Source organism: Bradyrhizobium sp. Unk1, assembly GCF_059512345.1.
The window spans coordinates 39,679-65,694 of sequence record NZ_JCAMOP010000005.1 but is presented as its reverse complement, the minus strand read 5'-3'; the positions used below and the strand labels follow the sequence as shown (position 1 = coordinate 65,694).

Below are 26,016 nucleotides of genomic sequence, written 5' to 3'. Positions count from 1 at the left end.
CGATGGAACTCATAATCCCATCCGGTCGCCTCGACCGTCCGGTCGACCACGAGACGGACCACGTGCTCGGCCCTGCCGATGCCGAGATCACGCTCGTCGAGTACGGCAGCTACGCGTGTCCGCATTGCAGGGCTGCCAACGAGCGCATCGCACAAGCGCGCGACCAACTCGGCGACCGCGTCTGCTACGCCTTTCGGCACAATCCGCTCATGGACAACCCTCTTGCGTTTCGGGCCGCCGAACTCGCTGAGCTTGCCCAGACGCCTGAAGCGTTCTGGTCCGCGCACATCAAACTGATGACGAGGTCGATGGAGCTCACGGAGAACGACCTCGTGGCGGTGGCCAAGGACCTCGGCGTGAACGCCGACTTCGCGCTCGGCGACAGCGACGTCGTGCGACTCGCAAGGGCGAGAGTGGAGGCGGATGTCGCAAGCTCCCGCGCAAGTGGCGTGAGGTTCACGCCGACCTTCTACATCAACCGCCGGCGCTACGACGGACCTTGGGACGAGAGCTCTCTCGTCGACGCGATGCTTGGCACACTCGGCCACCGCGTCCGCACGGTAGCCCTCGACTTCGCGAGCTGGGGCCCATCCGCCGGCATTCTGCTGGTCCTGGCGACCGTGGTGGCGATCGTCGTGACGAACTCTCCGATCGGACCGGCGTTCGACGCGTTCTGGCGCCAGGAACTCGGCGTGACCTTCGGCGAGGCGACCTTCCGGATGTCCATCCTCCATTGGGTCAACGACGGCCTGCTGACGGTGTTCTTCCTTGTCGTGGGATTGGAAGTGAAGCGCGAGATGACAGTCGGACATCTCGCAAGCCGCCGCTCCGCCGCGCTTCCGATTGCGTCCGCGATCGGCGGCATGGTCGTGCCGGCAATTCTGTATGTGCTGGTCATCCCAGCGGGGCCGTGGTCGCATGGTTGGGGCGTCCCGATGGCGACCGACACGGCGTTCGCGATCGCCTTGATCGCTGTGATGGGGTCGCGCGTCCCCGTGGAGCTGCGCATCTATCTCACCGCGACGGCTATCGTCGACGACATCGGTGCGATCGCGGTCGTCGCTGTGTTCTACTCACGCGAGATTGATCCGGCCTACCTTGCCGCGGCCGCGACGGTTGTGGTTGCGCTGGCGCTACTGAGCCGGTGGAGGGTTTACCTGCTGTCGCCGTACATCCTGTTGGGCGTCACGTTGTGGGCATTCGTCCACGCGAGCGGCCTCCACGCTACGCTGGCCGGCGTAATCCTTGCGCTGTTCATTCCGACGCGGCCGCCCGCCAATTTGGCAGCCTTGATGGCGCAGGTCAGCACTTTAATAGCCTCCGAGGCCCGGCGCGAGGGCGAGGTGCTCAGGCACAGCCCCTCCACGCCGGCACTGCACGCTCTCGACGCGATCTACGACAGAATCGAATCGCCGGCCGACCGGCTGCTACGGCACGCCGGCGCGAGGTCGAGCTACGCTGTCCTTCCGATCTTCGCACTGGCTAATGCGGGCGTGACGATCAACGCCGGCGCCTTCGTTGGGCATGGCTGGCTCATGGCCGCAATCGTCGCTGGCCTCGCCATAGGAAAGCCGGTTGGCGTCTTCCTCGCGGCCGCAGCAGCCGTGCGCACAGGCATGGCCGTCAAGCCGGCAGCGTACACCTGGCGGCAGTTGGTCGGGTCGGGAGCTCTCGCTGGCATCGGCTTCACGATGTCGCTCTTCATCGCCGGGCAGGCCTTTCTGACCTCCGCCGACTTCGCGGCCGCCAAGATTGCCGTGTTCGCCGCGTCGATTCTCTCGGGCGTGGTCGGGACCGCTGTACTCTGGACTGCTTCGCGTCAGAAGCTCTTCGATGAGGCGCCGCAGGGCGCGCATGCAAGCATCATAGTCGGCCGGTGTTTATGCCGGACCGTGAGGAGGAGGTCTAGTGATGATCCTACCTGCCAGTACGACGGTAGCAGTCGCTGACGGCGAGGACGCCGGCAACGCTGAGATATCGTGGCGAACCGTCGCATTTGAGGAGGTTGAACGTGACCCAGGTATATTTCCATTGCTCGAACACGAAGAAGGTTTTCGTGGATCGCCGCGGCGCCGTGGTGGACGACCTTGCTGAGGCCCGCGATCATGCGACACGTGTCGTGCAATCCCTCATCCACGAGGGCAGTCCCGAGGATTGGCGTGACTGGGTCTTGCATGTCAGCGACGACCAAGGTGATGAGCTCTTCGTAGTCCCCTTCACTTTCGTGCTTGGCAAATCGCATTGAAGATCGCCATGCTCCTGGCGATCCTTTTGGGCTAGGGCGCACATGTTCCAGCTAGAAAACAGACGCGGCTGGAGCCTCGAGACTGTCTTCAGCGTCCGCTCCGCAAGGTCGCTGAAAAGCCCGTACGCTGATCGGCAGAAACCGGGTTGGCCGTGTACAGGAGATGGCTGGCAGCGGTGCAAGTGAGAATTCTTCAAGAGATCTCGGCCGACCGAGGTGAGAAGCCTGCCCCTCCAACATGCGGACCGTCACGCGCTTTTTATTCCGTCGTGACCACCTGCGGGAGCTCAAGGTCGGCGTCAACAATCCTACGTCAGCGTAAATTCAATAGGAGAGACTATGGGCGAGATTATCCGATTTGTCTCAAGATCCGAGCGCGAGCGCATCCTGCTCATTCGGGAAGCGCGCGCGATATATGACAGCGTGTTCCCGCCGGTCGATCCCGTCATCGCGCGGCGGGACGAGGGGCCACAATTATGGGGCCCAGTGGCGCGAATGCCCAATGCCGCGAGGCGTTCTCGTGATCAAGATCATTGCCGTGCTCTGTAGTCTGTCTTCTCCGGCGAATTGCCACGAGCAGACCGTCACCACCTCCTTCTTCGCTGACATCTCGATGCAGTCCTGCTTGGTCGGCGCACCACAACTTGCCGAATGGATGAAGCTGCATCCAGCGGAGCGTCTCGCGGCATGGCGCTGCGTCATCGGCAATCAGGATCGCGAGGAGCGTAGGTGGAAAAGCGGATCGCTTCTCGCGGCGGATGTGGTCCACGCACTGGCATAAGCATTCGCGGCGATTTGCCGAAATTTGGATGTTTCGCTCGCACTCTGCTCCTTGTCGCATATCAATTTGCCCTTATCGGAGGCAGACGACACTCCTAGGTGCCTGGCGCCTGGCACTCCGCTCTCTTCGCAGTGATTCTCGCGGTCGGTGCTTTTCGGCCCGAGGCCGGCCGCCTCCTCGCAGGCCTTGTAGGCAACGGCGGGCGTTGAGTCGGATGGGATAGGTTTCGGGCTTTACGACTGGCTTTGCTGAAGTCGCATGAAGCGTTCTGGCGGTTTGCCGGCTGTGCTGGCGTCCCGAGAACATAAAGTCGTCATGCCGGGTAGCGAATTCAGGTTGGCCGTTGCTCTTCCACTGTACGGAGCGCAGCCTTCAACAACTCATCTGCACCTTGCTGGAGAAGTTTGTGCCCGAGACTTCTGCCTATTGCGTCGGCTTGATTAGGCAGACCCACGCTTTCATCGGCAATCTTCGTTTGGCCATCCGGATGAGTCACCTGTCCGCGAAGTATTAAGGTCCCAGCGAGCCATGTGGCAGAGACCCCGACCGGTAGGCTGCAGCCAGCATCGAGACTTCTCATCAATGCGCGCTCTGCATCGACTTCGATGCGCGATTTCCGGTCTTCAATCTTTTGAAGCAGCGCAACGAGTGCGGTATCCTCTTCGCGAGCTTCGGCCGCGAGAGCCCCTTGGCCGACTGCATACGGGAAAACATGGGGGTCCAAAAGTTGTGAGGCCTCATGTAGCAATCCTAGCCGGGACAACCCCGCTGCCGCCAACAGAGTCGCGTCTATTCCCTCTCGGGTTTTTGCCTTGCGCAACCTTGGAGAAACGTTCCCTCGGATAGATCGAATATCCAAACCACTGCATAGAGAGAGAAGTTGAGCTTTGCGACGAATTGATCCAGTGGCGACGCGCAGCCCCGGGCGTAGCTGATCTAGTGTAGCGCCACAAATCGCGTCGCGAGGATCCTCTCTTTTGGGAACGGCCGCCAATACCAAGCCGGGCTGCAATTTTGTCGGAAGATCTTTGAGGGAATGAACGACCAGGTCAACTTCGTTGCGCAGAAGAGTGTCTTCGCTCTCCTTCGTGAATGCTCCGATTGCGCCAATCTGCTGAAACACCGACCGTCGATCTTTATCGCCAACGGAACTAACGAAGACCATTCGTACCTCGGCAGCCGGCTCGACGCTACGAATCAGGCCGGCGACGTGATTGGCTTGCCAGCGGGCCAAATCACTTCGCCTGGTACCGAGCCGAATTTCCACGATAAAACTCCTTGCTTCTTGAGTAGTTGAACGACTTCTAGTGCTGCGCAAGTAGCGATAAAGCTGCGCCTGCTAGTTTGACCCGACAAAACAGCACCGCCACGATGCAGCTGAGGGTCACGAGCCCAGACCACTCACCACCAGCACGTTGCCAAGTATTGGTCCGGAAAGGCGATGATCGCCGGGGCCATCAGCCGTCGCGGCGCAGTGCAGAGATAGCCAGGCGCCGAGAGAATCCAGGCGGTCATCGTATGGGTTATCGTCGCCCCCGGTTTCTTGGCGCGGATCTTCGCAATGTCGGCAGGCGTCACTCAACGGTCCGTGGTTGCGCCATGAGGTGCGCTCGCGATTGATGATATTGGCGATCTGCCGATCAGAGAGTTTGTCAGCGAACGGCGGCCTCTCGACCTTGTATTTCGGGCCGTTGATCGCCTTGCCACTTAGCCAGCGCAGCATGGCAATGATGTGTTCGGCAGGGTGAGTGGCATTAGCGACCTGATCGCCGGCAAGCAGCGGAAATGTGCCAGGCACACCCCTGTCCTGAACACCGTGACGGCGGCGTACTTATCGGCAAATAGCGTGATCCTTCCGCGGCATCAAATGTCTGCGCCTGAGCCACTACCGGCGGGGCCTGTGCCGGCGGCGCTGCCTGCTGCTGCAGTGGCTCGTCGGCGCGCGGTGACGACATCAACCGCACTGATCCGGGCACCACGATTGCCTCACGAGGAGCGCTTGTGCTCGATGATGATATCGGCGATCTGCTGATCGGGCAATTGATCGGCGAACGCTGGCATTTGCGCTTCATATCGGGCCTGGCCTCCTGGCCTCTCGATCCAGCGCTACGAAGCATTCCGCTCGCCGCAGAGCTCTGGGCATCTCACCAATTACACCGTAGGGGAACTCGCACCTGATGATGTATGGCTTCGTCACCTTCGTCATCTGGGTGGGGTCTATGCACTGGTACCGCGCGCCGCGATGCAGGATGACCTTGCTACGCCGGAGAGGGAAATCACCTCTCGCCATAGAGTCGATAGACGGTCGTTATCGCCGCCCCCTGCTTGGCGCCGTCTCGGGGATTGCCACCAGCCGCAGCTGCAGAGATCCCCGTTGCTGTCCTTGGACCAATCGAGGTTGCGCGTGCCGGCGGCGCCGCCGTCCTTGACCATGACGCCGCTCCTAGGAGGATTTGGCGGGCGCACGGTGGCGACCGGGTGCCGGACCGAGTAAGAGAGGGCGAGACATCGAGCCGCGTCGCCTTTGGCCCCAAAGCTGCTGATCGACTTGCTCGGCATTCAGGTCGGCTGTTGAAGGAACACCGGACCCTACTTGCCAAGCCAGGACCGAGAGTGCCCTCGAAGGCCGCCGCGGATCTAGAAGAAAACTGGACCAGTGCGGTCGCCACTAACTACCGCCGTACTGATCTTGATCGTAGGCCTGCAGGATCCGGACAAAATCGGCCATGCTGGATCGATCCCGGTTTTCGGCCATAGCCGCAACCTGAGTGTTGGACGCGGGCTGGCTCCCTTGCCAAAACCGCACGAGGAGATAGGCGATGTTTTTCATAGCATACTCTCCGCGGCTAACTATTGCGGTAGACACCGGAGCGGCAACGAATGGCCCGATCAGGGGGAAAGCCAGCGGGCGCTACGCCGCCGATCTTGTCCTGCAACTGCCTGCTCGTGGGCCAGTTCCGTTGCTTTTCGCTGCATTCAACAGGTAGCACTGAGCACCTGATTGACGCCATTGCGCGCGGGTATGATGTGATCGTACTGAGGTAGGCTCGGGCTAGTGAAACGGTATAAGTCAACGAGACGTCGGCTTAATCCCAAGGCATTTCCAGCTGGCATCGATATCCCTGCGAGGTTGCGCGGCCGCGCAGACGAGGTGATTGAAATAGGGTTGCCGACTCCGGCGATAGCCCATCAGCGTAGTGGTGACTCCTCTGATTGAGGTCCGCTGAGCGGGGGACTAGTGGACAAAAATGCTCACCCTGAGTTCGTCCCATTTTGACAAGTCGAGCAGATATAGTTGCTGTAGCGCGCAACATATCATCGGGGTCAGAGCGCACCGAGCGTCTGAAGGCGCTCGTGCGAAGAGCGCGTTGCCGAGACCCTCAGGTCACGGCGACTTCGAACGATTTTGCACCGACACGGCCCAAAATTGTCGGCGATCTGGATCCCATCTCTATGGCGATCCCGGGGAAGCTCGGCATCGCCGACACCAGACGCAGTCGGCGTTGCTTGTGCAAGTATTCGCCTGGTGATGTCTTTGTCTAGATAGGCCTGTATCTGACACGAAGGCTATTCACGACGATTGCAGCATTCCCGGCGGGTTGAAAAGTAACATGGAGTCTGACTAGGTCGCGTACTCATTAAGCGGCGCCCGATGTCCGCTCAAACCCCAACAGCGGCCGAAAAGCGGACGTCGTCCGAGGTCGCCGAAGGCCAGAAGGTGACTAATCAAGCGGTGCGCCAAGGCCGCCCGGCAGTATGACCGTGATAACGTTCTGTCCTTCCTCGGGGTGCCGCGAGATGTGTCCTTTCCCGTGCGTGTCCTCGACGAGAACAGCTTTTCCGGCCGGAAGGCGTCTCACCTCTCCATCGCTTGTTTCAAATTCACGTGGCCATCGAGCCATATTGCGAGGAGTCGATCCGGCGGCCTGTGAAAGCCCGCTTCGCGCACACCGGCGGGGACATGAGCAAAACGGATGCGTGACGCTGGGTAGTAAGCCGAAAGTTCAAACGGCGCTTCGTTAGGAAACGCCGGCGTCATCGTCATCGCGATGTCGACCTCTCCAAAATGGGACTCCCCGTCAGGCGTTGCATATATGCGCAGGCACCTCATTCCCTGCCTCCTATCATTCCATCCAGCTTTAAGTATGATGGCCTCTGCGTGTCCAATGCAATGTCGGTCGGTCAAAGGCTGACCTCGACAGCTGGCATGATCTTCGTCGCTTCATCCTCCGGAAACAGTCCTCCACGGCGCTCCGCGCTCAGATCGGTGGCGGGCCACAAGCGGCTGTGAGCAGATGCGAGAGCTAGCGTCGCGGCGTTCGTCCGCGTATGCGGTCGAAGCCCTGCTTGATCGCTGCGAAGCGCTCATCGATGAACGGTTCGTGCTCAGTATCGGTGAAAATATAGGGCCAGTCGTTTTCGATGGCCTCGCGAACCAGTTCGCCCACATAGAGCGGATCAATGCCGTTGTTGATCCGTTCCAGCAATGCCTTGATGAACTCGGCGCGGGGTCCCTCTGTCGGCGGAGGGTTGCCGACAGCCCCAGCAAATCGCTGCGGCACGTTGCGCCGAGAGTTCATTATCTGCGTGCGGATGACGCCCGGACACAGAACGGATACCCCAATCTTCCTCGGCGCGAGCACGTTACGCATCCCCTCGGACAGCGCCACCACTCCATATTTGCTAACATCGTACGCCAGACTTGGGCCCGCTATCAGTCCGGCGACGGACGCCGTCGAAACAATCTGCCCTCCTTCGCCGTGCGCTTCGATCAGCGGACCGAAAATCTCGAAGCCCCAGATCACCGACATCAGGTTGACGCCGAGGACCCAATTCCAGCCTGCATCAGTCCACTCACCATAGGTGCCGCCGCCACCCACGCCCGCATTGCTGACCAATATGTGGATTCTGCCATACCGCGCGACGGTCGCGTCCGCCGCCGCCTGAAGTTCGCCTTTGAGCGAGACGTCAGCTTTCACGCCATCGACATCGACGTTGGTCCGTGTCTTCAGGTCCGCGACCGCCGTTTTCAGCGCCTCATCCTCGATATCGCAGAGCATGACCTTCACCCCCGCCTGTGACAGCGCGGTCGCGATCCCCAGTCCAATCCCCGAGGCAGCGCCTGTCACGAATGCGGTCTGTCCGGCCAGGTCTCTCATGCGCTTTCCACCTTGCTTTCACTCAAAATTCGCCCGCCACGCTGCGCAGCAGAGTGCCGCGATGAACGCGCGTCGTCCGATGTACCGCGCCCCCGCGCAAAGCCTAGAAATGACCGATCGCTAGTTTAAACTAGCACATTGGAAATCGGCTGGATAACGAGGAATAACGAGGGACAGGGTCGGTTTTCGAATGACGGGTCAGCAATCAAACCTGCGCTTTTGACCCGATGTGGAAAGTGTGGCTTTAGGTGCGAGCGCCATAAACCTTTCGTATCGTTCCGTGCCCCCCTTTAGATGTCCGACGGTTACCTACGTTCAATTGAGCCGTTGATCCCGGTCGTCTTGTATGCGTTTGGAAAGCGCAAAGCCCGTGAAGTGCGACAGTACAAAAGACGACGATCGAGGAAAGTGAGCATCTTACCAAGAGGAGACTCCAATGCCGGGCTGCTCCGAAAGTCTTAAATCTGGCAGAGCCGCGCGATGCGCAGTTTGTGATGGCAAGTTTGGTCTCATCCGGCACTACTCGTGGCGAACGCCTCTTTGTTCCAAGAAGTGCGTCGATCGCTTCAGGTCTCGTAGGAAAGGCGACCGCGATTGGGTGGGCTGGCTCCAGATCGCCTTCAATCAGCCGTCCGAAAACCGCGCGAGGGATTCATGACATTGCAGATTTCACGACGAAGAAAGCAATATCTTGAAACGGCACAGACTTTGCTCCGCGCTGCACGAACCATGGCGGACTCGGCGATTGCGTATCAGCTCAAGGCCCTTGCCGACGACCACCTGCGGCGAGCTGAGAAAGCTTCGCATGTTGATGCGGATTTCCTGACTGCAGAGAGAGAATCCGAGATTTGGTGTAAGATGAGTAATCACATGTGGCATGCAACGCTTGTTGTACTCGCTGTCATGGCGCTCGGTCGCGCCCACGCCCACGATTATCAGCACCCTGAGTTGAACGGTTGGTATGAGAGCTTGCGCAGCGGCAAAGGGCCCTGCTGCGATGGCAGCGATGCGAAGCGCGTTGATGACGCCGATTGGGAAACTAAGGATGGTCACTATCGCGTACGCGTTGATGGTGAGTGGGTTGATGTTCCGAACGACGCTGTCGTGGATGGACCGAACCGCGCTGGCCGCACGATGCTTTATGCCGGGCAGCATGGGCTGATCGCGAGCGCAGGTCGATCAGTAGTTGTTGCGGCCTACTAGCTCCCAACTTGTCGCGCCTCATCAAGCCCGTCTCTGGAAAAGCCATGCAAGAGAAGTACGGCCGGTCCGGCGCCACCTTCGCGCACGAAAATCCCTCCACGTTTGCTCTCTAGTAAGCGGGTGCTGAAGCCCGTGATGTTAACAGTGTCGTCCATAGGGGGCAAAAACGGCGATGACGGGTCATCGGTTCCGTGGTGCAAAGCTCGCGCTGCAGCTAAAATATCAATGAGTTATAGCATGTTCGTTGCGTTGGGCGGCGCGGCTTCCCTTGGTCAGATCGCAACTTGAATCGAATATCGTATCGATGGTTGCGCCTCCATGATTTGAACCTGCGGCGGTACCATCGGTCGAGGGCAGGGAGGAAGGGGCGGTCTTCTGTTTTGTCATTGGTTGGGTGACACTGTCTCCAGCTTGACATTGGCTGCTGGAACTAGCTCAAACTTGCTCATGGTGGATTGGGCCGATTCATACGCACGCCCGGAAGCCGAGTTGCCCAACGCGCCGGACTGCAGAAGGATCCTTGCCCAATCGAGTAACCGGTCGAACCACGGCCTTCCTTGCCACCGGAGATGACTTCAGATCGTACATCAGTTCGCGCGTCTCCCGAGCCAATCGTAAGCGTCGGGGGAGAGCATGCGGCGCATGCGTTCACTGCGGCAGGTTCAAAAACCACCCAAATGCGCTACGCATGAAGCGAACAATGCTGTCCTCCTAAGCCTTCCCTGACCTCGACAGCCGGACACTGAAGCACCGCCCTTGGACCGGCGGTCGACCCGCCAAACTAACCCGCTTCCATGGCGCCCGGCGGGTGGAATGGAAACGATAACGACCCGGCATTTCTAATGGTTGGCGTGCCGGCGTACCCTTACTGCTCGTCTAACCGGGTTGGCCCGTGACGGAGTGCTTGCCGGCACAGGATGGCGTATCGCCCTCTTGGGTGGATGCACTTTCCACAGTCGCAAGGACCCGCTCGAGTGAACCAAGCAGAGGGGTCTCCGATGTCGTTTCGCTTCGTCACCAAGTCTATGCACGCCTACTTGATCGACTATCCTGTCGCGATCGTCTTGATCGCAGCGCCGTTCGTGCTGAAGCTCGGTCAGAGCGGACCGGCAGCAATGTGGCTTTCGGTTGTCGCCGGTGTGGCCGCGCTGCTCTTGGCCGCGCTGACCGACCATCCCACCGGGCTCGTCCGTATCATTCCCTACTGGCTGCACCTTTGGGTCGATCGCGCCGTCGGCGTAGTCTTTATCATCGCACCTTTTGCCTTTAAATTCGCCGGGCTCGAAGCCTGGTACTACTGGGTTCTCGCTGCGGCTGTCCTGCTCACGACGTCAGTCCTGAACGCGCCTGAGGAGCCAGTCGCGATGCGTCCGGAATTGGGCAGGCGCGCAGCTGGTTGAAAGCGGCGATGGCGTCGTCGAGGGGCGAGACGTCGCCGATGCTCGTCTGCAGCCGTCCGTCACGAACCCGCGCGCTTGGGGCTGGGGCCGGGATCATTCTTGATAGCGCCGATGGTGGAGGGCTAAATACGGCGCAAGCCTTCGCCGGATCGGGCAGCTGATATTTAAGGGGCTTAAGATGAATTACGGGCTGAGAAGCACCTGAGTCTGAGCGCTGCTCTGCATGACGCAAAGCGGAAGGCGCCGTGGTGGGCGGCCCCCTTCTTGCTTTGGGATCGCACCTTGTTCTCAGATATCCTTCTGGGCTTTGCCATCCTTGGCTATCCGCCGATAGTCACTCGGATCTCGATTGTACGCCTTTCGAAAAGCTCGCACAAAACTTGAACGGCTCTCGTACCCCGCATTAAGAGCAACGACGTCGATCGACATCGTCGTTGTCGTCAGATCGATCGCAGCCTGGCGCATTCTCAAGTCTCGCAGGATGGCCATCGGGGGTTGTCCAAAGATGTCCGAGAAACGCGCCATGATCGCCGAACGGCTCAACCCTGCACTGTGCGCCAAACTCTGAACGGAATGGGCGGCTCCCGGCCGCGCCACCATATCTGCAAAAGCACGCGTGACCTGCCTATCGGCAAGTATCGAAAATCGTTCAGTCCACCGCTGGGATGACTTGAGGGACCGTCGTACCAACGAGACAATGATCTGCTTGAGCAGAGACGCGGTCATGGCTCCAACGCCGACCTCTTGCTGCAGCAACTCGTCCATAGCCTCGCGAAGCTTCAGATCGATCCTGTCGGCCGGCTCGAATTGCTCGATCACCGGTTCGCGGAGTTCTCCGAACAGCCTCACAGACTGACCAAAGGATGCGTTGAAAAAGCCGCATATCTGGACGATTTCGGGCGGCTCGTTCGGCACTGCGACGCGGAGGATGCCGTCTTCACGAGTCCAGCAGTCTCTCGAAATGAGCTTCGGTGGGCCACTTCCGCCGTCGACCTCGATCATGAACGGAGTGTTTGGCGGCACGATGATGAGCAAATGAGGGCTCAACGGTATCGTCGGTCCGCCGTTGATCGATATGCGCCCCACGCCGCTTAAGTTGTAGTGGATCCCGGGTACGTCAATCGTCCCAAATTCGACTCGATGGCCGTGCGGCACCAAAATCTCAGTCAACGCGATGACATCGATGTCGAGCGCATGCATCAAGTTGTTGAGGTCTGTTGTAGACAATTTGACAGTGCCGCCCGCGGGCGGCGAAACGTTCTGCCCGACGAGAACCTGCTTTGGAACCGGCTTCGAAGTGGGCATGACTGTGGTGGCCTTTACTGCCGGCTACCGGCACCGATAGTGCTCCGAACCTGTTCTCCAAGGATCAGCGGGGGCGTCGCCATGCTCGTTCGTACCACTAAACCTCGTCTCTCGCCATTAGACGAAATTGGGACCCGCGAAGAACGCGAACGTTCCCATAGTCATTATGCTCCGGGGCCTTTAGTTCCCGACCGTCATCCTATCCGCGCTACGACGCGCGGGATGACGGGCAACGACTAAGACGACGACTTCAGCGAATTTATTTGTATCGATCGGCAGGCTGCGCACACGGCTGCCGGTTGCGGCGAAGATAGCATTGGTTACTGCAGCACTGACAATGGCTGTCGGAGCTTCACCAACGCCACAGCCTCGAGCCCCTTCTTCGCCGCACACTGCACCACCTCCAGCTCTAGCCACGCCTTCTGCAAGGCCGCGCCCTGCGGCGCCTGTCCGATCGCCTCGATCGTGGTGACCGCGCTGTCGCCGACGCTATCGATCGTTGTCTGGCACGAGCGCACCGCCTGGCCGTCGACATGCACGGTGCAGGCGCCGCACAGCGCCTGGCCGCAACCGAACTTGGTCCCGGTCATGCCGAGCACGTCACGCAGCACCCACAGCAACGGAATGTCGCCGTCGACATTGACCTCATGGAGTGATCCGTTGATCTTCAATGTGAAAGCCATAAATGCCTCTTGATCGCGTTGGGAGTGAGCGGTCAGCCAATCAACGTCACTCATGAAATCCGCGAAAGTGGTACGGATTGATCGCAGCACGAGGCGAAGCTTTCCAATAGCCGGCATGTATAGTTTCTATAGCAACGAGGAATGCAGCCAACGACGCTCCGCTGGGGCGCAAGGTGCTGCATTCTCCGTTGCCCTGCGAACTATATATTCTGGCTACTGGATAGCTTCGTCTTGCGCTTCCGAAAGTCTAGCGTTGCCGACTCGGTCGCGAAACTTAGGACTTCCGCGACATTCAACCGCGCGACGGTGGAGGGCGCTTCATAGTCAAAAGCTCCGTCACATCATGCCGATCATCTGCAGATGAGATCGCAACTGTTAGGAATTTCCCGTCCGGGTATGATTTGGCTTCATCGTAAAGCTTGACCAACTGCGAGCGCCATACATAACGCCGCTCCTCAAATTTTTCTCGTTCCGCTCCCCCCAAGACCACGACGGCCGAAAACCGCTTGTATTCGGGCAGGAAGGTGCAGAACGCCTTTGTCTTCTTGTAGCGCAGGGACCAGCCGCGCTTCTTGCCGCCATAGAGCCATTCCGGCGCGAAAACACCGGGGTAGAATTCCTCAATCCAGTTCTGCAGGCGGGCCCAATTCTTGAACGCACCCGGTCCGATCCAGTCGCGGACAGTGCTGTCATCGGGCAAAGCTGACTTGTCGGTGATCCTGTCGCCGACCTGGGGGGACTGTTCCATGCCGATTTCCTTCCACGACGACTTAGCGGCCCGACCTTGAGCTTGCGCGAAAGGTGTGTCGCCATGTTCCTGAGGGTTGAATCTGTGTTGTGCCTGATATTTCTTCCGTCGCAGAATCGGACGCTCTGTCACGGACCTCTCTCCGCCATTGGGGCATCGGCGAGTTGCCCGTCAAAGCGGAAATCTGGCGCGCGGATTTGCGGGCACGTATTCTGGACTTCTGGTCCATCCTTGGAGGACAGGACTGTGCTCCTTGACAAGCATTTGAGCCTCGTCTGTTCAGCGAGACGCGTGCGACATACATCGCTCGGCTTGCGGAGGCGCCGGCGCTCGCACCGCAGTTCGCTCCCGGCTACGTCTTAGTTGAGAAAGCCCTGCATTAGCTTGCTTCTGCCGGGTCTGAAGCATCCTGGTAGGCCCCGCGCGCCGAAACGACCTCGCGCAAATTCACGAACGCCGATACCTACTTCACGGAAATTGCGAGCGGAGGGGGTCTGTGGGAGCACCTTCGTCCAGGATTAAAACCTACGTAGGGACCTTTTCGAGCCGGCGACAAATAGCGCATGAACGACGGCTTTTGACGAGCTACAAAGGGTCCGAATTGCGAGTTAGGCTGCTCTCCAGTAAGAAAGCAGCGCTTGCGAAATAGTGGGTCTAGCGCTGTAGCGGTCCAGTGACTCGAACCCCCGAGGGCTCGATTGGCCTAGTAGGACGCACGTTTTCTTGCCGTAAGCTATTGATCTGCAATGTTCGGATCTTGGCTCAGTTGGAAAAGTTCGCTTGAGAAATCAATCAGAGTGGTGTGCTCTTAATCAGCGGGTCTTCGGCTTTTCATCGGAATGAGGACGTCAAAGCTGACCACCGATTGACCACCGCAATCCCGTGAACAAATGGCGATAAAAGTGGTCAATCGGGACCATCTGCTATTTACGTTCGGGACTCAGGCGGCGCAGGTCGTTGGCTTACCTTGTTGCGATTTACAATTCCTCCGTAACCTATTGATCCGATTAGGTTCCATGAGGCCTCCCTTTACACTCAACCGATTGATTTTGCTTGAAGAGTGGCTGACTCTTAATCAGCGGGTCCCAGGTTCGAGCCCTGGTGCGCCCACCACCCTTAAGAGATTGGCCCGCAAGGGCTTTTTTCATTTCCCCGACAGAACAAATCGAGTCTCGTGCGACGCCTTTGGTCGTCGCACGTCGCACGCCGTGCGACGTGTCAGATATTTGGGGCGTTATTCATCGCACCGAGCGCAGACGGTCATTGTTTGCGGACGGCGTGGGCAGAGATGGGAGCGTACGCCTCGCCGGTGGAAGGCGGAAAGCGTGGCGGGATTGATTGCGCGACACACCGCCTCCTGGCGAGCTTAAGGCGCAACCGGGGAAACGAAATTCTGCCGCTGTCCGTTCAGCCCTTCATCCCTTCCTTTCGAACCTGCAGTTCGAGCCTGTCGATGCCGGAGTCAGCGCGAGCCGCATTTCGGGCCCGGTAGTGCTTCACGATGGTCTGCGCACTTCGATATGAATGCCCAGTGATGTCGCAGATCGTCAGTAAGTCGCAGCCAGCCCGATCGAGCAGCATGACGCAGGTATCCCGCAGGTCTTGATCGTGCTTCTGGTCGAGGTCGCCGGCGCCGTTGACGAACATCAGAGCGGGGCAGGGCTTTAGACGCCATGCGGTCTCATCGCCATTGCTGTCCCGTGCGGCCTGCGCATCCAGCCATTCTGACAAGACGCGCTTACGCTGATCAACCGCCCGAGCGCGCTGTGCCTTGTTCTCTTCATCGAGAGGAAATGGAGCGAATAGCTTGTCGGAGATCTTGATCAGTTCGGCATTCAGTCGCTCCGCGCGGACAATCGTTTGGCGCGCGCTGTCGCGCGCGAGAAAGCCGAAGACGGCGACGGCTCGGGCGGTCGACACCCAATGCCGATAAGTGCTCTCGTCATAAGGCTCACCATTGTCCTCGTTGACCACGAGCTCAAGAGGCACCTTATCCAATTGAAGCCGGAGCTTGAGCTCCTTTACGCGTGCACGCGAGGCATTCAGCCGTGCGCTGAGTTGGGGCGCCTCTTTGATGTCGACGAGCTCGCCTGTCTTGCTCTGGCGGAACATGTGGCGGTCTTCGATGTCGCTCTCATTCCGCATGATCAGACGGTCAGTCTGGCGCTGCCCAGTGAACAACGCCAGATGAAAGCTGTCGCCGATCGAAGGCCGATCAATTGCATCAGCTGCAGCGACCCAAGCGGCAAATTCGGGCATCGCAACCTGGACGATCCGCCCGTCCGGATGATCGAACTCCATGCCTTCCCGCGGGTTGGGCCCTAGACGCCACAGGATGCTTTCCTGCCCCCAAGTGAACGCCGCCGAGAGCGTCGCTATCATCGAAAGCGCCATATGATGACCGCGAGCCGATTTCGCATAATTATAGAAGGCTCGGAACTCGGGTTTGCCGATCGATGTCGGCGTAGCAGTCGCAATCGCCTCAAGTTCTCGTGCCGGCTCGGCTACGCCGAGCAGCTTGGCGGCGCGGATTTCGGCACGTAACTTCGCTGCGGATTCGCGCGAATGCGGTCGGTACAGAATGGCAGAAATGCATTTACGATACGAAGCCTGTGAGGCGGAGGCTAACGCCCTGAACTCAACCGACTTGCTCCAATCGTCGAGAAGATCCTCGATTGTAGAACGCTTCCGGATCGTCATTTTCTTTGGCAGCTTGCCGGCACGGCGCGCCGCCTCGATTTCCGACTTCCGTTTGTCTGAAAAGTCCGAGGCTTCCTGAAGCATGCCCACTGCTACCTGGGGTTCTTCCTCAGATGCTCCGCCACCATGTCGCGCAGGCGTCTCCAATCGCTATTGGACAGCGTCTTGATTTTGTCTTTGCGATAGACGTTGCAGGAGAACATGCAGCGGAGTCTACTGGAGCGGCTTTCTTGTTCGTTCTCGCCTGTACCGCACTGGCGATCCGGCTGGTTGCGGCCACGGTTTGCGCGGAACCCTCCGACTCGATCCCACTTTGTTGTTCGCTGGGATGGGCGGCGCGGGCGAGCAGATGGAATTGCGAAGCGCGAACAGGTCTGTTGGATCGTCCGGCACCGTGGTGAGTGAAGACCGCGAGTCAAGTCCGGGCCGTGTCTTCAGGTGCCGGGATCTCTCCGATCGCACTCCGGGCATCGGCCATCTGTGGCGGCGCCGAGTTGACGGCCGAATTCTTCCCTGAGGACGTCCGATGCCCAGAACTCGCCATCGCTCTTGATGATTCTTTTTGCCCGCTCAAAGGCATGGCTCTCGGCGGCATCGTCGCCGACGCGGATGATAACCCGATCGTGGAAAGGACAGACAATCGTGGCACGGGTGGTTTCGAGCGCGTAGCGCACAACCGCGGTCAGATCGTCGGCGTGAATTTTGCTGGACATCGTGGCTCTCCTGTCGACGTCGCGGAGCGAAATGCAAATCAACCCCGGGCTTCTGAAGAGGAGGTCGGCATGCTTACAAACCCCAATTCCTCGGGTCCGCATTGATCCAGCTCAACAACGGATGTCGCATGCTCCAATCGCCGTAAGGGGGCTCTATGATCATCCGCAATTTCGCCGAGGCGCAACTCAAAGGTCGCCTCCACGTCAGCTGCCGGAAGAACGAGCAAATCGTTGATCTAGATCATTTCGCCATACTGCCAAGATCGCATGCTGCGCATCGGACACGAGGGAGGTTCTATATGGCACCGGTCTCAACACCGCATGATGAAAAATGCCCTCGCTGTGGTTCCAGGTTAGTACACCTCGAGTGGCACGAACGCGTCAATGCTCAGGAGGCGCAAGAGCTCTGGCGCTGCTGGATCTGCAAGAGCGAATTTGTCACCCCCGTCGCTTCTGATGGGACAGAGTCGTCAGTCGCTGGGATCACCGAACCATTCTTTACGAACCTGCTCGTCTGATCAGTTCCGCTTGAGCGGATCGACAAGGAAATCGTTCGATGTCCTTGGTTAATGCATCGCCTCATCATCTCGAGCGCTGGCATGAAGTTTCGGACGCTGATGGTCGCCGCGATTGTCGCCATGCTCCCGCAATTTAATGCGGGAGCACAGGTGAACTTGTCGGCTGGCAGCACGTCGTCCCAACTGTCCGACCTTATGATCGCGATACAATTCCAACACATCAAATTATGGTTGGCCGGAAAGCTAGGCAAGTGGGACTTGGCGAATTATGAGCTTCGACAAATCCAGGCAAGCTTGCGGAAGGCAACGCCGACTCCCTCCGAAGGCCTGCGCTCGTCCCAAACTACCGAACAGCTGCAAGCTCTGGATCGCGCGATTCAACAGAAGGATGGTGCAGCTTTCGCCAAGGCTTACTCGGATCTAACGATCGGATGCAATGCCTGCCACCGCGCCAGCGGATACAGTTCGATCACCATCCAGGTGCCGGTTAACTCGCCGTTCAGCGATCAGCTGTTCGCGGATCAGATCGCGCAGGGTCGCGCGCTCGCTCGCGGGACCTGCGGCCTCTGTCACATTGTCTCAGATGCTTCAAGCGAAACACCAGCCTTTCGCGTCCCCGCGCCAAGCTTCAGCGAAATTGCCAGCCGGCCATCTTTTTCAGCCAACTATCTCCGAGAGCTATTGACGTCAAACCACCGTCGCGTAGGACCGAACCAGGCAATGCTTAAGCCAAAGCTCGTCGAATACCGGATCGATGCGATCGTTGCGTTCTTCGAGACCGTGCAAGCCGACCGGGCTCGCTAAGATCTGAGCTTAGGGTCATGGTCGCGCCGATCAGCGTTCTAGTCTTGAGTCTTTAGGCTAAGGATGTAATTCGCGAGAGCGTCGGCCTGATCGGGCGCGATGACGAGGTTCGGCATGTTCTGGTGGCTGGTCTTCAGGAACACTTTCAGCGAAAGTGCTGTCGTTCCATACCTGTTTGCGATTGACGCGAAGCCCGGTGCCTGATCCGACATTCCCGGCATGTGCGGTTCGATTGCATGACACGGCTTGCACCATGCTTCCGCGAGGCGACGTCCTTCAAACGCGCTGTCTGCAGCAAGTTTAGATCCGTCCGCCTTGTGCACGCGGACGAGAAACAACGCTAATAGCGCGATCAGGATCACGAGGCTGATGTTGACTCGCATGCTGCGGAACATGTTCCGTCTCAACTCGCGGTTGGGGCACTCACAGCAACCGCGCGAGCGCCAGCGGGCATCTCATCGCCAAAACCGCCTGCCGATCAGCCGTTCTGGCGAAAGAAAGCAGAATGACCGAGCGCACCCGCCCTTAGCGCAGGATGCGGCGCTTTAGCACGCGATCAGGTCGGTATGTCCAAATCCCTTTGAGTAGTCGAGCAGGGAGACAATCGTGGGTGTCAGGCGGAAGACGCAGACCTCCGAAGTGTTCGGCATGGGGAGATCAAGGCTCTTCTGGTTCGGATACCGCGAGATCAGGAGGCGCAAGGCTTTTTCGAATTCGGCGGGATTCGTTACGAGCTTCGCGCGTGCCGCCATCGATAGGCCCACGATGTCCATCACTTGCGTGGGATCGTCATCCACCGTTAGCGAGACCCGATCGTCCTTCGCCAGGTTAGCTGCCTTCTGGCTGTCCGCTCCGCAAAGGAAATAGATGACGAGCCCATCATTGGCGTAGCCGACAGTGGTCACCTGGGGCCAGCCGTCAGATCGTAGGGTAGCGATCCTCGTCGTCCGGTGCTGATCCAGAAGCCGAAGGATTTTCCGCCTGAACGTTTCGTCCATTGGTCGCCTCCGATTTAGACCAGTTTAGCCCCGAACTAGCGTGTACGTTTTGAGGCAGGTCAAGTATCGAGGAAGCCGGCCGCCAAGCGTAGGCGCAGTGGGCTTGCCATACGCCTGAGCGCAATTGCGCCAATCGCTCTCGGAGGGAGCGCTGTTTGGCAGTTATGCTTGTCGCTATAGCGGGCCCCATCGCCAACCGACCTCATGCTTTGAGCTGCATCAAGCTGGCTTTGAACGGCGGTGACATCGTGTGGACTGGGAGGGCTGCTTCGATGCGCCGATTTGCCTTGAAAGCCCTATTCACGGCTCTCGCTTTCAGAAGAGCCGAGAAGGAGCGAGTCGATTGGGATCGAAATATCTTGATCTTCTCGACGGTGGTGACCGTCGGGCTGGTTGCGCTCTATGTCTACGGCAAGGCAACCTCGCGTTGGTGAACTGTTTCGCGGGAACGACTGCGATGATGCGATGCTTGCTGAGACTTTCGACAATAGGTCTCGGGTCGAGCACCTGCGCCCATGCGCGCGATGAGGAGCAGCAACATGGCAAAGAGCTGTTGCAACAATTGTGCGCCCGCTGTCACTCAGTTGGTAGGACCGGCGCGAGTCCCAACAGGCAAGCGCCGCCCTTTCGCAGCTTCAGCGAAACCAAACTCTATGACAGCGACTTCCTGCAACGACTACAGGATGGCTATAGCAGCATTCATCCCTCCATGCCGACCTTCCGCTTCAACAGGGACGATGCAGAGGCTGTCCTAAACTACATGAAGTCAATTCAGGAACCAACTAAGCCGAAACAATCTCCGCCGCGATGAGGTCTGAGGATCTCCAGGAGACCAAAATATTCGTTCAAGGACAATAGACAGCATCTTTGGGTGAAACCGGAGACCCAGTGGTCGTCCTCTTGAGAGCATCTGCCAGAACCCTCGGAAAGATTTTGACCTAGCTCATCGGCGCCTTGCGAATGGCTGCGTTCGTTGGAGGCGAGTGTTCGGGACTTGTCATTGATTCTGCTCAAGCAACGGAGCTTGTTTCGGAAGAGAATGATGCAGGTAGTGTTGGAATGAGATCATGTCGTTTGAGCGGGTTCTACGATGGACTCTGGTTGCAATCGCAATCGCGGGATTAACCGCGGGTATCTTTGCGCGAGCTGCCGGCCGTCCTGATCTGGCCGATTTCGCATGGGCAATCGGCACGGCACCCGTGATAGGTGGACTGGCGGTCTCGATCGTCAGGGACTTGCTGGGCGGCCGACTGGGAGTGGACGCGATTGCGCTCCTGTCGATGAGCGCGGCATTGGCGCTCGGCCAGCCGCTTGCCGGCGCCGTGGTGGCGCTGATGTATTCCGGTGGCAACGTACTGGAGGATATCGCGATCGCGCGGGCTGAGCACGACCTGCGGTCACTGGTCGATCGTGCGCCGCGCCGGGCACATCGCAAGACTGGCGAGCGGATCGAAGAGGTTCCGATCGAGGCGGTCTTGGTCAGCGAAGAGCTCCTGGTACGGGCCGGCGAGATCGTGCCAGTCGACGGCATCGTCCGTTCGGCCATGGCGACCATCGACGAGTCCGCGGTTACGGGCGAGCCGATCCCGGTCGAGAAGACACGCGGCAGCGCCGTTCTTTCCGGTTCGCTGAATGCGGGTGAGACCTTCGAGTTGACCGTTACCGCACCGGCTGGCGAGAGTACCTACGCTGGTATTGTGCGCATGGTGACGGCGGCGCAAACTGCGAAGGCCCCCTTTGTGCGGTTGGCCGATCGCTATGCGCTGATCTTTCTTCCCGTGACGCTCGTCACCGCCTTCCTGGCGTGGTGGATATCCGGTGATTTGACCCGCAGCCTCGCTGTGCTGGTGGCGGCAACGCCTTGCCCCCTGATTCTGGCCGCACCTGTCGCCTTCATCGCCGGCGTAGCGCAAGCGGCCCGTCGCGGCATCTTAGTCAAGGGAGGAGGGGCACTGGAGGCGCTGGCTCGTGCGCGCACCGTGCTCTTCGACAAAACCGGCACTCTCACGGTTGGAGGTGCGCGGTTGCTTTCGGTTGAAGTCGCTCCGGGGGAAAATCCGGATGAGGTCCTCACGCTTGGGGCCTCGCTTGAGCAGGCCTCGCATCACGTCCTCGCCAAGACCGTCGTCTCTGCGGCCGTCGATCGCGGCCTCAAGCTCAAAGCGCCCGAACAGGTCAGAGAAACCATGGGCACCGGTTTGTCCGGTCTGATCGACGGCCGCCGGGTAACCGCGGGCTCGCGAGAGTTGCTTCGCTCGCATGCCGAGCTGTCGCCGTGGGGGCTGCGGGCAATCCGGCGCGCATCGTGGCGCTCGGCGCTGATCGTCTTTGTCGCCGTGGACGGCCTTCCGATCGGTGCGCTGCTGCTGGCCGACGAGCTGCGGGCTGATACGCCGCGAGCGATCCGGCTGCTGCGCGATGCGGGCATCGTGCGAATGGTGATGGTCACAGGCGATCGTGCCGCAGCGGCGCAGGCAATCGGAGCAGCGCTCGACCTCGATGCCGTGCTGGCTGACCGCGTTCCCTCGGACAAGGTCGAGGCGGTGCGCACTGAACAGCGGCTGCATCCGGCCATCATGGTCGGTGATGGCATCAATGACGCCCCGGCACTGGCCGTGGCCGATATCGGGGTCGCACTCGGCGCACGCGGCGCGAGCGCCTCGTCCGAGGCGGCGGATGTGGTCATCCTTGCCGATCGGCTTGATCGCGTCGGCGAAGCGATCATAATTGCGCAGCGGGCACGGCGTATCGCTCTCCAAAGCGTCATTATTGGCATGGGATTGTCGATAGCTGCCATGGTGGCCGCCACCGTTGGCTGGCTGGATCCCGTGCCGGCGGCGATCGTGCAGGAGGTGATCGATGTTGCCGTCATCCTGAACGCGCTGCGGGCGCTCACTCCAGCTCATGGGAGCGCCAGTCGCCGGATATCCGCAGAGCAGGGCCTAGCTCTGCATCACGACCATCAGGCGCTGTTCGGGGACCTCGACCGACTGCGCAAGATCGTCGATGCGATCGACGATGTGCCGCCAGACGCCGCTGCGGCCTTGATCGAAGAGGCTGATCGCCTCGTTCAGGGCAGCGTAGTGAAGCACGAACGCGAGGACGAGGGCAGCGTCTATCCGAAGATTGCGGAGGTGCTGCGCGAACGCCACGGCCTCTCTGCCATGAGCCGCGCGCATCGTGAGATCCTGCACCTTGCGCGGCTGCTCGCACGGATCGCGGCCGACCTGCCGTCAGAAAAGATCGACCGCTATCTTATTCGAGATGCCCAGCGTGTGATCGAGGCGATCGAAACGCTGGTGCGCATGCATACGGCCCAAGAGGACGATATTTACGAAGCCGTGGCGGCGGACTGAGCAGCTTGGCGATGTCGGTTAGTCGATCGTGCCGAATTCCGCCACGGGCAGGATCCAATAGACGAGGTTGGTGCCGGTGAGCGAAGCCCGAACCCGGTCGAGCAGGCGCGCGGCATCGTTCCGTGGCAGGACAATCCATACGATGACCTGATTGGCGTGGAAAACCGCGGCCGCTTGATGATCGACAGGAAGCTTGGTGCCGAGGGGCAGGGTGCCGGCACGTCCTGGATATCCTGTTTTTCAACGGCTTCGCGGCGACGCAAACGAGCGTCGGTAAGCTCGAGGCGCCGGGCTGGGATCAGGCTTCGCAGACGAAGGCGCGGGCCGCGCTCGAAACCTTCGGATCCTTGGGCGGGACGGTCAACCGCTTCGGCAGGAAGGACGAGGTCGATCCCACGATCACCTGATCGGGACCGCGATTGGCTGGGGCGGCAACCCGAGGAGCGCGGCCGACTATCAAAGTTACTACCCGTCGAAGAACGGCACCTGAGCGCGCTCGCGCCGCTCGGCACGCTTTCGACTCTATCCGTGCATCGGAAGTTCCGCGTTGACCCATCTCAACCCGGGCTTCGAACCTTGGCGGCGGCGGTGGGCCGTGCACTACTTGAGTGTGCGGACGTAGTCCGCGAGATCCGCGATTTCCGTCCGGTTCAGCGATAGCGTCGGCATGTTCGGATGCGGTGCGAGTAGAAGGAAAGCGAGCTTGTTCTGGTCGAAATCGGGCATCTTCGCGAAGGTGGAGAACGGCGGCGCCTGGTCGGAGGCTTTCGTCTGGCCACTTTCGACGAGATGGCACGCGGCGCACCAACGCTTTGCGATGTCCTTGCCGTGATCCGCGTCCGCCGCTGCGGCCGGTGTCACGATCGCAAGCGCGCAAATCGTGGCGGACGACAATCTGAATGCTTTCGACATGCGAGGGTCCCCAAGGATCGAGCGTTATTGTCGGCGGACAATCTGACCGGTGACGTCTTCCACGTGAAGCAGCAGAAAGATAAGCGGCCCCCCGTCGTCGTGGACCGGCGTGTTGATCGATCGCTCGCCGCGCGTTACGGCAAGGCAGCCCGGGACGATGTCCGACCAATTTTGACCAAGGCTTCTCTCGATCGCGCACGTCTGATAGCTCATTGCTCCAACGTCTTCAGGAACGCCATGAAATCGCCGACTTGGTCGGAATCGAATTGAAATTCCGGCATCGCCGGATGCCCAGTGACGATGCCCTCGGCCAAGGCCTCCTGCAGCATCTCGATCGGATATCGCTCGTGTAACGTCCTGAACGGTGGAGCAATCTTGAGGGGGCTTGGGCTGACCTTGTCGGTCGAGTGGCACTTCGCACAATACAGCAGCGCAAGACGTCGGCCTTGCTCGACGCTCGAAGCTGCGGTTGGGTTAGCGGAGAAAAACAAACCCGCAACGAGCATGGCGCCTGCCACGGCACGTCCAGTTCCGAGATGCGTCCTCACGTAGTGCTCCATCAGTGCGACATCATGACTGGAACTGTCATACTGCGGAACATTTCCTGCGTGACCCCGCCGAATACCGTTTCCTGAAGTCGAGAGTGGCCGTAACCGCCCATGATCAGCAGGTCGAGGCTTTCATCCGCAGCGATCGACAGGATGCTCGCTTGCAGATCGCTACGGTCGGCCTGAAGCGATACGGCCTTCGCCGGCAAGCCCTTCCGCGCGAGATGTGTCAGGAGGCGTTCGGGCGATGCATCGGGCGGTACCTCGGATGCATTGAGGGTGATGGTCGTCAGAGCGGCTGCGTCGGTGATAAATGGCATCGCGTCCCGCAAGGCGCGGGCGGCAAGGCGGCTGCCGTCCCAGCAGATGCCGACGCGTGCCGCCTTGAACGCACCCCGGAAAGTATAGGGAATGAACAGCAGGGGCCCACCCGCCTGCAAGAGCAGTTCCTTCGGAAGCCGGTTGTCAAACGTGTCGCCCTCGGGGTCGCCTTGTGACACGATCGTCAGATCATAGAGGCGCGCCGCTGCACCAGCTTTCGCAACCGCGTCGGCGAGAGTTCCGTTCAGTGCGTACCTTCCATAGTTGATCCGGGCGTTCTTCGCCTCGACCTCGAAGACGCGCAGCGCTGCCTCGGCTCGCTCCAGCGCACGTTCATACTCGAATTGCAGGGACGATGCGATGGCTGCGCCGCCTTCCGCAAGAAACGGCACGTTCGTCGAAGCATATCCTGTTGCAATTGCATCCAGATGTGCCGAAGCACTCATTGCAAGCGAAACAGAAGCGTCGATGGCAGGTCGCGGTGAGCGCTCCGTAGGAATATGCACCAGTAAGTCCTTGAACATGCGTGCCTCCCGTTCCGATCGGGCTGAAGAGCAGCACAGGTCGACATCGAGAGCCTTGACGCACGTCAAAGCGGTAGCCGGCGCCCCGGGTATCGTTTTGACCATAGGGCGGGAGTTCTAGATATGGCGCGGGTGGCATTGGTAACTGGCGGTACCAGAGGCATTGGCGCCGCCATATCTCAAGCGCTTCAGGCCGAGGGTTGCCTCGTAGCGGCGACCTACGCCGGAAATGCCGAGGCCGCCAAAGCCTTCGCGAGCCGAACAGGCATCTCAGCCCATCAATGGGATATCGGTGATTTCGACGCTTGCGCTACCGGAGTGAAGGCCGTTGAGGCGTCAGTCGGGCCAATCGACATTCTTGTCAACAATGCCGGCATCGTTCGTGACGCCACGTTTCATAAGATGACCCAGCCGCAATGGGATGCCGTGATCCGCACCAATCTCGACGGTGTGTTCAACATGTGTCGACAGGTGATCGACGGCATGCGCGCAAGACGGTATGGCCGAATCATCAATGTCTCGTCGATCAACGGACAGAAAGGCCAGTTCGGCCAGACAAACTACTCCGCGGCCAAAGCCGGCGAGCTTGGATTCACCAAGGCGCTGGCGCTGGAAACGGCGCGTATCGGAATCACGGTAAACGCCGTCTGCCCCGGCTATATCCATACCGAGATGCTGGATGCCGTGCCGCAGGATATTCTGGAGAAGAGCATCCTGCCGCAGATTCCGGTCGGCCGTCTCGGCCGACCGGAAGAGATTGCGCGCGCTGTCCTGTTTTTGGCAGCAGAAGAGGCGGGATTCATCACCGGGTCGACGCTGTCGATCAATGGCGGCCAGTACATGATTTGAGCGTGGACAGGTCACTGACCGTCAACGCTTCCAACTCACCCGAGCCGTTCACCTCCGGGTCTTACGGACTTGAAACCGCCAGGCCCTTGGCAATCTCCGCCGAGACAAAATAAGCGACCGCGATAGCAATTATCGTCGCCAACATTGCCGCCGACGGTGCGATGAAGCCGAACAGGCCACCCCCAAAGCCTTAGTCCCGCTAGGCTGCTCGATCATCGAAGGGCTCGCCGGCCTGTTGATCACTTGGCC

25 protein-coding genes and 1 pseudogene are annotated in these 26,016 nt (G+C 59.7%); 11 read left to right on the top strand and 15 right to left on the bottom strand.

The window, feature by feature from the left end:
- Positions 1 to 2: 2 nt before the first annotated feature.
- The 4 genes from nhaA to AC5ZFO_RS07810 all read left to right on the top strand — a co-directional run bounded on the left by nhaA (position 3) and on the right by AC5ZFO_RS07810 (position 3,026).
- Entirely contained in the window at positions 3 to 1,949 is a 1,947-nt protein-coding gene (gene nhaA / locus AC5ZFO_RS07825; RefSeq protein ID WP_496121890.1) for a Na+/H+ antiporter NhaA, read from the top strand.
- 62 nt (positions 1,950 to 2,011) lie between these two features.
- Positions 2,012 to 2,245: a DUF6894 family protein gene (locus tag AC5ZFO_RS07820; protein WP_282520768.1), complete on the top strand. Its 234-nt coding sequence runs from the start codon at positions 2,012 to 2,014 to the stop codon at positions 2,243 to 2,245.
- A 339-nt stretch (positions 2,246 to 2,584) separates the two neighbouring features.
- Positions 2,585 to 2,794: a hypothetical protein gene (locus tag AC5ZFO_RS07815; protein ID WP_496121889.1), complete on the top strand. Its 210-nt coding sequence runs from the start codon at positions 2,585 to 2,587 to the stop codon at positions 2,792 to 2,794.
- Positions 2,766 to 3,026, top strand: coding sequence for a hypothetical protein (locus AC5ZFO_RS07810; protein ID WP_496121888.1), 261 nt, complete (start codon positions 2,766 to 2,768; stop codon positions 3,024 to 3,026). The genes AC5ZFO_RS07815 and AC5ZFO_RS07810 overlap by 29 nt, the downstream gene beginning before the upstream one ends.
- A 331-nt stretch (positions 3,027 to 3,357) precedes the next feature.
- Here the strand turns inward: AC5ZFO_RS07810 and hemC are convergent, their stop codons facing one another.
- The 4 genes from hemC to AC5ZFO_RS07790 all read right to left on the bottom strand — a co-directional run bounded on the left by hemC (position 3,358) and on the right by AC5ZFO_RS07790 (position 8,185).
- Positions 3,358 to 4,293, bottom strand: coding sequence for a hydroxymethylbilane synthase (gene hemC / locus AC5ZFO_RS07805; protein ID WP_496121887.1), 936 nt, complete (start codon positions 4,291 to 4,293; stop codon positions 3,358 to 3,360).
- 117 nt (positions 4,294 to 4,410) lie between these two features.
- The gene (locus AC5ZFO_RS07800; protein WP_282520772.1) at positions 4,411 to 4,824 is read right to left on the bottom strand and encodes a hypothetical protein; all 414 of its coding nucleotides are present in this window, start codon (positions 4,822 to 4,824) and stop codon (positions 4,411 to 4,413) included.
- Between the two features lie 870 nt (positions 4,825 to 5,694).
- On the bottom strand, positions 5,695 to 5,856 hold the full coding sequence (locus AC5ZFO_RS07795) for a hypothetical protein (protein WP_282520773.1): 162 nt from the start codon (positions 5,854 to 5,856) through the stop codon (positions 5,695 to 5,697).
- A gap of 1,474 nt (positions 5,857 to 7,330) precedes the next feature.
- Positions 7,331 to 8,185: an SDR family NAD(P)-dependent oxidoreductase gene (locus tag AC5ZFO_RS07790; protein ID WP_496121886.1), complete on the bottom strand. Its 855-nt coding sequence runs from the start codon at positions 8,183 to 8,185 to the stop codon at positions 7,331 to 7,333.
- A gap of 654 nt (positions 8,186 to 8,839) precedes the next feature.
- On the opposite strand from AC5ZFO_RS07790, the gene AC5ZFO_RS07785 reads away from it, so the two are divergent.
- Both AC5ZFO_RS07785 and AC5ZFO_RS07780 read left to right on the top strand, forming a co-directional pair.
- Positions 8,840 to 9,388 (top strand): hypothetical protein, encoded by a 549-nt coding sequence (locus tag AC5ZFO_RS07785; RefSeq protein ID WP_496121885.1) that lies wholly within the window; start codon positions 8,840 to 8,842, stop codon positions 9,386 to 9,388.
- 998 nt (positions 9,389 to 10,386) lie between these two features.
- Entirely contained in the window at positions 10,387 to 10,788 is a 402-nt protein-coding gene (locus AC5ZFO_RS07780) for an SPW repeat domain-containing protein (RefSeq protein ID WP_496121884.1), read from the top strand.
- A 288-nt stretch (positions 10,789 to 11,076) separates the two neighbouring features.
- Here AC5ZFO_RS07780 and AC5ZFO_RS07775 read toward each other — a convergent pair whose 3' ends face one another.
- The 5 genes and pseudogenes from AC5ZFO_RS07775 to AC5ZFO_RS07755 all read right to left on the bottom strand — a co-directional run bounded on the left by AC5ZFO_RS07775 (position 11,077) and on the right by AC5ZFO_RS07755 (position 16,937).
- The gene (locus AC5ZFO_RS07775) at positions 11,077 to 12,093 is read right to left on the bottom strand and encodes an AraC family transcriptional regulator (protein ID WP_496121883.1); all 1,017 of its coding nucleotides are present in this window, start codon (positions 12,091 to 12,093) and stop codon (positions 11,077 to 11,079) included.
- A gap of 389 nt (positions 12,094 to 12,482) precedes the next feature.
- A pseudogene (locus AC5ZFO_RS07770) lies at positions 12,483 to 12,776 on the bottom strand ((2Fe-2S)-binding protein); the annotation flags it as partial.
- A gap of 292 nt (positions 12,777 to 13,068) precedes the next feature.
- Entirely contained in the window at positions 13,069 to 13,524 is a 456-nt protein-coding gene (locus AC5ZFO_RS07765; RefSeq protein WP_496121969.1) for a DUF3788 domain-containing protein, read from the bottom strand.
- Between the two features lie 1,407 nt (positions 13,525 to 14,931).
- Complete coding sequence (locus tag AC5ZFO_RS07760) at positions 14,932 to 16,308, bottom strand: site-specific integrase (protein ID WP_496121882.1); 1,377 nt, start codon at positions 16,306 to 16,308, stop codon at positions 14,932 to 14,934.
- Positions 16,309 to 16,658: 350 nt separating this feature from the next.
- Entirely contained in the window at positions 16,659 to 16,937 is a 279-nt protein-coding gene (locus AC5ZFO_RS07755) for a hypothetical protein (protein ID WP_028153140.1), read from the bottom strand.
- A 599-nt stretch (positions 16,938 to 17,536) separates the two neighbouring features.
- Between AC5ZFO_RS07755 and AC5ZFO_RS07750 the strand changes: the two genes are divergently transcribed.
- Positions 17,537 to 18,259: a c-type cytochrome gene (locus AC5ZFO_RS07750; RefSeq protein ID WP_496121881.1), complete on the top strand. Its 723-nt coding sequence runs from the start codon at positions 17,537 to 17,539 to the stop codon at positions 18,257 to 18,259.
- A gap of 38 nt (positions 18,260 to 18,297) precedes the next feature.
- Here AC5ZFO_RS07750 and AC5ZFO_RS07745 read toward each other — a convergent pair whose 3' ends face one another.
- Together AC5ZFO_RS07745 and AC5ZFO_RS07740 are read right to left on the bottom strand one after the other, a co-directional pair.
- Positions 18,298 to 18,654: a c-type cytochrome gene (locus tag AC5ZFO_RS07745; RefSeq protein WP_038944690.1), complete on the bottom strand. Its 357-nt coding sequence runs from the start codon at positions 18,652 to 18,654 to the stop codon at positions 18,298 to 18,300.
- A gap of 150 nt (positions 18,655 to 18,804) precedes the next feature.
- Positions 18,805 to 19,257, bottom strand: a complete 453-nt coding sequence (locus AC5ZFO_RS07740; RefSeq protein WP_028153137.1) for a pyridoxamine 5'-phosphate oxidase family protein — start codon at positions 19,255 to 19,257, stop codon at positions 18,805 to 18,807.
- Positions 19,258 to 19,412: 155 nt separating this feature from the next.
- Here AC5ZFO_RS07740 and AC5ZFO_RS07735 point away from each other — a divergent pair, with 155 nt between their 5' ends.
- The 3 genes from AC5ZFO_RS07735 (at position 19,413) to AC5ZFO_RS07725 (ending at position 22,613) form a co-directional block, all read left to right on the top strand.
- Entirely contained in the window at positions 19,413 to 19,691 is a 279-nt protein-coding gene (locus tag AC5ZFO_RS07735) for a hypothetical protein (protein WP_354113104.1), read from the top strand.
- Positions 19,692 to 19,717: 26 nt separating this feature from the next.
- On the top strand, positions 19,718 to 20,068 hold the full coding sequence (locus AC5ZFO_RS07730) for a c-type cytochrome (RefSeq protein WP_496121968.1): 351 nt from the start codon (positions 19,718 to 19,720) through the stop codon (positions 20,066 to 20,068).
- Between the two features lie 256 nt (positions 20,069 to 20,324).
- Positions 20,325 to 22,613 carry a heavy metal translocating P-type ATPase gene (locus AC5ZFO_RS07725; protein ID WP_496121880.1) on the top strand — a complete coding sequence of 763 codons (2,289 nt, stop codon included), beginning with the start codon at positions 20,325 to 20,327 and terminating at the stop codon, positions 22,611 to 22,613.
- An 18-nt stretch (positions 22,614 to 22,631) separates the two neighbouring features.
- Here the strand turns inward: AC5ZFO_RS07725 and AC5ZFO_RS07720 are convergent, their stop codons facing one another.
- The 4 genes from AC5ZFO_RS07720 to AC5ZFO_RS07705 form a co-directional block, all read right to left on the bottom strand.
- Positions 22,632 to 22,823, bottom strand: a complete 192-nt coding sequence (locus tag AC5ZFO_RS07720; protein WP_496121967.1) for a DUF3240 family protein — start codon at positions 22,821 to 22,823, stop codon at positions 22,632 to 22,634.
- 390 nt (positions 22,824 to 23,213) lie between these two features.
- Positions 23,214 to 23,525, bottom strand: a complete 312-nt coding sequence (locus AC5ZFO_RS07715; RefSeq protein ID WP_063982735.1) for a c-type cytochrome — start codon at positions 23,523 to 23,525, stop codon at positions 23,214 to 23,216.
- A gap of 209 nt (positions 23,526 to 23,734) precedes the next feature.
- A complete protein-coding gene (locus AC5ZFO_RS07710) occupies positions 23,735 to 24,031 on the bottom strand; it encodes a c-type cytochrome (protein WP_496121966.1) in 297 nt (98 codons plus the stop codon).
- Positions 24,032 to 24,084: 53 nt separating this feature from the next.
- Entirely contained in the window at positions 24,085 to 24,918 is an 834-nt protein-coding gene (locus AC5ZFO_RS07705; protein WP_496121879.1) for a universal stress protein, read from the bottom strand.
- Positions 24,919 to 25,041: 123 nt separating this feature from the next.
- Here AC5ZFO_RS07705 and phbB point away from each other — a divergent pair, with 123 nt between their 5' ends.
- Positions 25,042 to 25,767 (top strand): acetoacetyl-CoA reductase, encoded by a 726-nt coding sequence (phbB, locus tag AC5ZFO_RS07700; RefSeq protein ID WP_496121878.1) that lies wholly within the window; start codon positions 25,042 to 25,044, stop codon positions 25,765 to 25,767.
- Positions 25,768 to 26,016: the final 249 nt, after the last annotated feature.

What these genes read in the sequence shown, in the direction of transcription:
- AC5ZFO_RS07745 (WP_038944690.1), bottom strand. Translation starts at nt 18,654, where the DNA reads ATGTTCCGCAGCATGCGAGTCAACATCAGCCTCGTGATCCTGATCGCG.
- AC5ZFO_RS07795 (WP_282520773.1), bottom strand. Translation starts at nt 5,856, where the DNA reads ATGAAAAACATCGCCTATCTCCTCGTGCGGTTTTGGCAAGGGAGCCAG.
- AC5ZFO_RS07710 (WP_496121966.1), bottom strand. Translation starts at nt 24,031, where the DNA reads ATGCTCGTTGCGGGTTTGTTTTTCTCCGCTAACCCAACCGCAGCTTCG.
- AC5ZFO_RS07730 (WP_496121968.1), top strand. Translation starts at nt 19,718, where the DNA reads ATGCGATGCTTGCTGAGACTTTCGACAATAGGTCTCGGGTCGAGCACC.
- AC5ZFO_RS07780 (WP_496121884.1), top strand. Translation starts at nt 10,387, where the DNA reads ATGTCGTTTCGCTTCGTCACCAAGTCTATGCACGCCTACTTGATCGAC.
- AC5ZFO_RS07755 (WP_028153140.1), bottom strand. Translation starts at nt 16,937, where the DNA reads ATGTCCAGCAAAATTCACGCCGACGATCTGACCGCGGTTGTGCGCTAC.
- AC5ZFO_RS07715 (WP_063982735.1), bottom strand. Translation starts at nt 23,525, where the DNA reads ATGTCGAAAGCATTCAGATTGTCGTCCGCCACGATTTGCGCGCTTGCG.
- AC5ZFO_RS07815 (WP_496121889.1), top strand. Translation starts at nt 2,585, where the DNA reads ATGGGCGAGATTATCCGATTTGTCTCAAGATCCGAGCGCGAGCGCATC.
- nhaA (WP_496121890.1), top strand. Translation starts at nt 3, where the DNA reads ATGGAACTCATAATCCCATCCGGTCGCCTCGACCGTCCGGTCGACCAC.
- AC5ZFO_RS07750 (WP_496121881.1), top strand. Translation starts at nt 17,537, where the DNA reads ATGAAGTTTCGGACGCTGATGGTCGCCGCGATTGTCGCCATGCTCCCG.
- AC5ZFO_RS07765 (WP_496121969.1), bottom strand. Translation starts at nt 13,524, where the DNA reads ATGGAACAGTCCCCCCAGGTCGGCGACAGGATCACCGACAAGTCAGCT.
- AC5ZFO_RS07760 (WP_496121882.1), bottom strand. Translation starts at nt 16,308, where the DNA reads ATGCTTCAGGAAGCCTCGGACTTTTCAGACAAACGGAAGTCGGAAATC.
- AC5ZFO_RS07785 (WP_496121885.1), top strand. Translation starts at nt 8,840, where the DNA reads ATGACATTGCAGATTTCACGACGAAGAAAGCAATATCTTGAAACGGCA.
- AC5ZFO_RS07705 (WP_496121879.1), bottom strand. Translation starts at nt 24,918, where the DNA reads ATGTTCAAGGACTTACTGGTGCATATTCCTACGGAGCGCTCACCGCGA.
- AC5ZFO_RS07790 (WP_496121886.1), bottom strand. Translation starts at nt 8,185, where the DNA reads ATGAGAGACCTGGCCGGACAGACCGCATTCGTGACAGGCGCTGCCTCG.
- AC5ZFO_RS07775 (WP_496121883.1), bottom strand. Translation starts at nt 12,093, where the DNA reads ATGCCCACTTCGAAGCCGGTTCCAAAGCAGGTTCTCGTCGGGCAGAAC.
- phbB (WP_496121878.1), top strand. Translation starts at nt 25,042, where the DNA reads ATGGCGCGGGTGGCATTGGTAACTGGCGGTACCAGAGGCATTGGCGCC.
- AC5ZFO_RS07725 (WP_496121880.1), top strand. Translation starts at nt 20,325, where the DNA reads ATGTCGTTTGAGCGGGTTCTACGATGGACTCTGGTTGCAATCGCAATC.
- AC5ZFO_RS07740 (WP_028153137.1), bottom strand. Translation starts at nt 19,257, where the DNA reads ATGGACGAAACGTTCAGGCGGAAAATCCTTCGGCTTCTGGATCAGCAC.